The sequence below is a fragment of the Yoonia sp. genome, from assembly GCF_017854415.1.
Classification (GTDB): Bacteria; Pseudomonadota; Alphaproteobacteria; order Rhodobacterales; family Rhodobacteraceae; genus Yoonia.
Genome location: NZ_JAFMHR010000153.1, coordinates 1 through 6,291 on the forward strand (window position 1 = coordinate 1; position 6,291 = coordinate 6,291).

Below are 6,291 nucleotides of genomic sequence, written 5' to 3' on the forward strand. Positions count from 1 at the left end.
CCAGTGGTGAAAGCACAATATGCGGATCAAAGCCGCGCAGAAGATCACTGTGCAGCCCGGCAAGATTACAAAATTGAAAATCCCCGAAGGCAAAAGGCGCACGGCCTACGCCACGCCACCTTTTGGTGTCGCCTATAATCAAAGCACGGTCTGAAATGATCTTTGGTGGAACTTCGGATGTCGTAGAATCGTTCAGTTTGTCCTGGTCATTCTGACATCTTTCCCGCCGTAAAATCTATGGTTGTAACTCGCCTCAATATGGTACGCTTAGCGTGTTTATCAATCGTTCTGTTGTTGTTTTTGCACTTTAATTCTGAAACCTTGCGCGTCAGCTGTTATGATAGCGGTAACTTCGCAAAGGAAACGCGCGTGACGACAGAGCGTATAGCGACTGTAATTGGTGCTTTGCCGATTCCGGTCATTTTAATCGGCCCAGATGACAGGGTGCGCGCGGCAAATGATGCTGTCACGGCAATCTTGGGGCCCAACCTGTTTGGAAAGCACTATATGACGGCTGTGCGGCAGCCCGCCGTGATTGCCGCAATTGCCGAAACGCGGTCAAGTGGTACGGCGCGGGTCACACGTTTCACAGGGCGCGATGGTGCAAAAGACACGACTTACCGCGTTGCGGTTGCCGTAGCTGGCGGCGACATCGCATTGACGTTTGAGGATCAGACAGCGGCAGAGGCAGCAGGCCAGATGCGCCGCGATTTTGTGGCAAACGTTAGCCACGAATTGCGTACACCGTTGACCGCGCTCTTGGGGTTTATCGAAACGCTGAAAGGTGCGGCTCGTGATGATGCGCGCGCGCGTGACCGGTTCTTGGATATCATGGAGAATGAGGCAAACCGCATGACGCGGTTGGTGGATGATCTCTTGTCGCTTAGCCGCGTGGAGGAAGACGAACGCGTGCGCCCGCTTGCACGTACCGATCTAGGCCTGCTTTTGTCGTCAGTGATCAAAGGGCTAGAACCCCAAGCCCAAGCCGCAAAAGTGCTTGTAACGTTAGAACAGGATGGCACAGAAAAGGTAGTGCCCGGTGACGTCGGGCAATTGGCGCAAGTGTTCACCAACCTCGTCGAAAACGCGATCAAATACGGGGCGTCGGGGGGGCAGGTCATCGTCACACTGAAGCCACCGGAAATGCACGCACGGTTGCGCGGCGAAGCGGTACAAGTGATCATTGCTGACATGGGTGCGGGCATCGCGGCCCATCACATCCCCCGTTTGACAGAGCGGTTCTACCGCGTTGATAATCACCGGTCTCGTGAGGTGGGTGGTACCGGCCTTGGCTTGGCGATTGTGAAGCATATTATCAACCGGCATCGCGGTCGGTTGGTCGTCGAAAGTGTCGAGGGCGAAGGGACGCAGGTCTCTGTTTTCTTGCCAACCGCGACACCGTCATAAAACTATTACATCAATGTCACAAAAGGTTTGAATTGCAGGCCTAAACGGGCCGCAATGGTAGAGCGGTTCGCGCTTTACCGCTTGTTGACTGACTGGAGTGATATGATGTCGATCATGAAACTAACTGCGACGACCGCAGCCATTGCCCTTACTGCTACTTCCTCATTTGCGCGTGATAACGTGCAGATCGCAGGATCATCGACCGTTTTGCCTTATGCATCCATTGTCGCCGAATTGTTCGGTGAAAACTTTGATTACCCGACGCCTGTTGTCGAATCAGGTGGATCATCTGCTGGCCTCAAGCGTTTTTGTGAAGGTGTTGGCGCCAACACCATCGACATCGCAAATGCATCCCGCCCTATCCGTGAGAACGAAGTTGCCGTTTGTGCGGACGCTGGTGTTACAGACATCATCGAAGTGCGCATCGGCTATGACGGCATTGTTTTTGCATCCGACATAGCAGGTAATTCTTTCGAATTCACGCCGACAGATTGGTACAAAGCGATCGCCAACGAGCACTTTATCGATGGCGCACTGGTGCCAAACACATTCGAAACTTGGGACCAAGTGAACCCGGATTTCCCGGCCCAGCCAATCCAAGCCTTCATTCCCGGCACCAAGCACGGCACACGTGAAGTGTTCGAAGAGCAGGTGATCCTGGCGGGTTGTGAAGACGGCGGTTTCTATGAAGCCATGCTAGCTGCAGGTGTCGACGAAGACACAGCCGAGCAGAAATGTATGGCAATTCGCACAGATGGCCGTTCAGTGGATATCGACGGCGACTACACCGAAACGCTTGCCCGAATTGAAGCGGACAGCAACGGCATCGGTGTCTTTGGTCTGTCGTTCTACGAAAACAACACGAACTTGCTGCAAGTTGCCACAATGAACGGTGTTGTACCGACAACTGAAAGCATCGCGGCAGGCGAATACCCTGTATCACGTCCGCTGTATTTCTACATCAAAGCGGCGCACATCGGTGTAATCCCGGGTTTGAAAGATTTTGCAGAATTCTTCGTCTCTGACGATATTGCAGGTCCAGATGGTCCATTGGCCGAATACGGTCTGGTTTCTGATCCAGAACTGCTTGACGTGCAGGACACAATCGCGAACGAAATGGTCATGGGGTCCGGATCTTAAGCTCGACGATTTTATCTGGGGCGTCTATAGACGCCCCAGTACTTTTATGATGATGGAAAATACCCCATGCAATCACTGACGACCCCGCTTCTGTTTGTTATCGCGCTGGCTGTCGTCGGCTATTTCGTGGCTAAGGCCCGTGCATTGCAAGTGGCAGGCGGCGACATCCGCACCCTTGTATCACTGCCTAGACAACATGCTTTGAATACGGCCCTCGCGACGCTTGTGCCTGCGTGCGCCGCAGTCTTGTTGATCGCGCTTTTTAGCCGGATTACTGGAACCACGCCGGGTTGGTTCTTCGCGTTGGTAGTGCTCGGGCTTGGCATAACAGGCTTTGTACTCTCGTTGATCGGGATAAAAATAGAGGCCCGCGCGCGCAATTACGCGGAACGTTGGATCATGGGCCTTTTGATATTTTCGTCCTCGATCGCGATTATGACGACCGTCGGGATTGTCTTTTCAATGCTGTTCGAGACGTTCAATTTCTTTGGTCAATATGACTGGCGGGACTTTTTCTTTTCAACAACTTGGTCGCCAAACTTTCGTGGCAACTCTGAACTTGGGATATTGCCGCTGCTTTGGGGCACGCTTTATGTCAGCTTCATCGCGCTTTTGTTTGCTGTTCCTATTGGACTGTTTGCAGCAATTTATTTGTCAGAATACGCAAGCCCGCGTTTCCGCTCTATCGCCAAACCTGCGATTGAAATCCTCGCGGGTATCCCGACGATTGTTTACGGTCTCTTTGCTTTGATCACCGTTGGGCCGCTGCTGCGCGACTATTTCGCAGAGCCGATGGGCTTGGGCCAAAGTGCGTCATCAGTGATGACTGCCGGTCTGGTCATGGGCGTCATGCTGATCCCTTTTGTCAGTTCACTTTCTGACGACATTATTAATGCGGTGCCACAGGCGATGCGTGACGGCTCTTTGGGTCTTGGCGCAACACCGTCCGAGACAATCCGCCAAGTCGTTATTCCAGCGGCGTTGCCCGGTATCGTCGGCGCGATCTTGCTGGCTGCATCTCGCGCAATTGGCGAGACGATGATCGTAGTTTTAGGGGCAGGGGCCGCGGCCCGATTATCGCTAAACCCCTTCGAGGCGATGACGACCGTCACCGTAAAGATCGTCAGCCAGTTGACCGGCGACACCGACTTTGCCAGCCCCGAAACACTCGTGGCCTTTGCGCTTGGACTGACCTTGTTTGTGATCACCTTAGCCTTGAACGTATTCGCGCTTTATATCGTGCGCAAATATCGGGAGCAGTACGAATGAAGTCCTCACTTCTGGTCAGTGATGCGCGCACGACCAAGCGCAATAAGGCCGAAGCCCGGTTTAAAGCATTTGGTCTGGGTGCGATTGCCGTCGCGATGCTCGCGCTCGTCATTTTGCTGACGTCTGTGATCGGGAATGGTGCAAGCTCTTTCCAGCAGACGTATATTACTTTGCCTGTCGAATTGAGCGCTGACCGTGTCGACAAAAAAGGCAACCGCGACCCTGTTGAGATGGCGAAAACAACGACGATCGGCTATGCGCCGGTTTTGCGCGACGCCATTGTCGCAGAAGTTGCGCGTCTTGGTCTGACGACCGAACTGTCCGACAAGGACTTGGCCGAGATGATCTCGAAAGAGGCCGCAGCGACGGTGCGCGACCGTGTGTTGGGTAACCCTGACTTGGTCGGTCAAACAGTGACGTTCGATCTGCTTGCTTCGGGCCGGATAGACGGTTTTTTCAAAGGCCGTGTGACCATGGAAAGCGCCGCATTGGACGGTAACACGTCGCCAGATGCATTGATGATTGCCCAAGCCTTTGCTGACGCGGGTGTGATGGATACCAAGTTCAACTGGAGCTTTTTCACCAATCCGGACGCTTCTGTGCAGCGGCCAGAAGCGGCGGGTCTTGGCGTCGCGATCCTTGGGTCGCTTTATATGATGCTGGTCGTGCTGTTCCTTGCTTTGCCAATCGGCGTTGCATCCTCGATCTATCTTGAAGAATTTGCCCCAAAAAACCGGATTACCGATGTGATCGAAGTGAATATCTCGAACCTCGCAGCGGTGCCGTCGATTGTTTACGGTATCTTGGGTTTGGCGATTTTCATTAACTTCATGGAATTTAACCAATCTTCGCCATTGGTCGGTGGATTGGTTCTGACACTCATGACACTGCCGACAATCATTATTTCGACCCGTGCTGCGCTAAAATCGGTGCCGCCATCGATCCGCGATGCGGCTTTGGGTGTGGGTGCGTCCAAGATGCAGTCGGTGTTCCACCATGTGTTGCCCTTGGCCGCTCCGGGCATTCTGACAGGTACGATCATCGGTCTCGCGCAAGCATTGGGCGAAACGGCGCCTTTGCTGCTGATCGGTATGGTCGCCTTTGTGCGCGAATATCCCGCGGCTTACACGCCCGAGGCAGGGCTATTTGGCGAAGCGTCCACCGCGTTGCCGGTGCAGGTGTTCAACTGGACGCAACGTTCTGATCCGGCATTCGTAGAACGCGCATCGGGTGCGATTATTACACTGCTGGTGTTTTTGCTTATAATGAATGCGGTCGCAATCTACCTGCGCCGCCGCTTTGAACGGCGTTGGTAGGGGACTGAAATATGGAAGATATGACACATGTGGATCGCACAATGACGACGCAGCAGAACATTAAAATCTCGGCCAAGGACGTACAGGTTTACTATGGCAATAATCATGCCATTAAAGACGTAAATGTTGAAATCGAAGACAAGACCGTGACAGCATTTATCGGTCCGTCTGGCTGCGGAAAGTCGACATTTTTGCGTTGTATCAATAGGATGAACGACACAATTGATGTCGCACGCGTTACCGGCGACATCCGCATCGATGGCGAAGATATCTATGATCCAAAGGTTGATCCTGTCCAGCTGCGCGCAAAGGTCGGGATGGTGTTTCAAAAGCCGAACCCGTTCCCGAAGTCGATTTATGACAACGTTGCCTATGGCCCCAAGATCCACGGGCTCGCCCGTAACAAAACCGACCTTGATGAAATCGTCGAGAAATCTTTGCGCAAAGCCGCCCTTTGGAACGAAGCAAAGGACCGGTTGGATTCGCCCGGTACAGGCCTTTCTGGCGGCCAACAGCAGCGTTTATGCATTGCACGCGCCATCGCGACTGCGCCAGAGGTGCTGTTGATGGACGAACCATGTTCCGCACTTGACCCGATTGCCACTGCACAGGTCGAAGAATTAATTGACGAATTGCGCCAAAGCTTTTCGGTCGTGATCGTCACACACTCGATGCAGCAGGCGGCCCGAGTAAGCCAGAAAACCGCGTTTTTCCACCTCGGCAACCTTGTGGAATACGATGACACCGACAAGATTTTCACTAACCCGCAAGACCCACGCACGGAAAGCTATATTTCCGGCCGGATCGGGTAAGGAGCAACCACATGAATGAACATATTTCGTCTGCCTATGACCGCGATCTTGAACGGATCACAACGCTGATCATGAAGATGGGTGGCCTTGTTGAAGAGGCGATCCTGAAAGCAGCCAATTCATTGGCTAATCGTGATCTTGAAATGGCCGAAGAAGTCCGCTCAGGCGACAAAGTTATCGATGCGCTTGAGATTCAGATTAACGAAGAAGCCGCGCGCACGATCGCGCTGCGTGCGCCGGTGTCCAAAGACCTGCGTTCGTTATTGACGGTTTTGCGTCTTGCGGCTTCATTGGAACGGATCGGTGACTACGCCAAGAACATTGCCAAACGCACCAGTGTGTTGGTC

The 6,291-nt window shown here is 53.3% G+C and carries 6 protein-coding genes; all 6 read left to right on the forward strand.

Annotation, left to right across the window (positions count from 1 at the left end):
- The first annotated feature begins 369 nt into the window (after positions 1–369).
- Positions 370–1,407 (forward strand): ATP-binding protein, encoded by a 1,038-nt coding sequence (locus tag QZ197_RS14010; RefSeq protein ID WP_296432752.1) that lies wholly within the window; start codon positions 370–372, stop codon positions 1,405–1,407.
- A 105-nt stretch (positions 1,408–1,512) separates the two neighbouring features.
- Positions 1,513–2,547, forward strand: coding sequence for a substrate-binding domain-containing protein (locus QZ197_RS14015; RefSeq protein WP_296432757.1), 1,035 nt, complete (start codon positions 1,513–1,515; stop codon positions 2,545–2,547).
- 66 nt (positions 2,548–2,613) lie between these two features.
- Complete coding sequence (gene pstC / locus QZ197_RS14020; RefSeq protein ID WP_296432753.1) at positions 2,614–3,816, forward strand: phosphate ABC transporter permease subunit PstC; 1,203 nt, start codon at positions 2,614–2,616, stop codon at positions 3,814–3,816.
- The gene (gene pstA / locus QZ197_RS14025; protein WP_296432754.1) at positions 3,813–5,132 is read left to right on the forward strand and encodes a phosphate ABC transporter permease PstA; all 1,320 of its coding nucleotides are present in this window, start codon (positions 3,813–3,815) and stop codon (positions 5,130–5,132) included. The genes pstC and pstA overlap by 4 nt, the downstream gene beginning before the upstream one ends.
- Positions 5,133–5,143: 11 nt before the next feature.
- Positions 5,144–5,944: a phosphate ABC transporter ATP-binding protein PstB gene (gene pstB / locus QZ197_RS14030; protein ID WP_296432755.1), complete on the forward strand. Its 801-nt coding sequence runs from the start codon at positions 5,144–5,146 to the stop codon at positions 5,942–5,944.
- A gap of 11 nt (positions 5,945–5,955) precedes the next feature.
- Positions 5,956–6,291 (forward strand): PhoU domain-containing protein (locus tag QZ197_RS14035; RefSeq protein ID WP_296432756.1); only part of this gene is annotated, 336 nt, incomplete at its 3' end.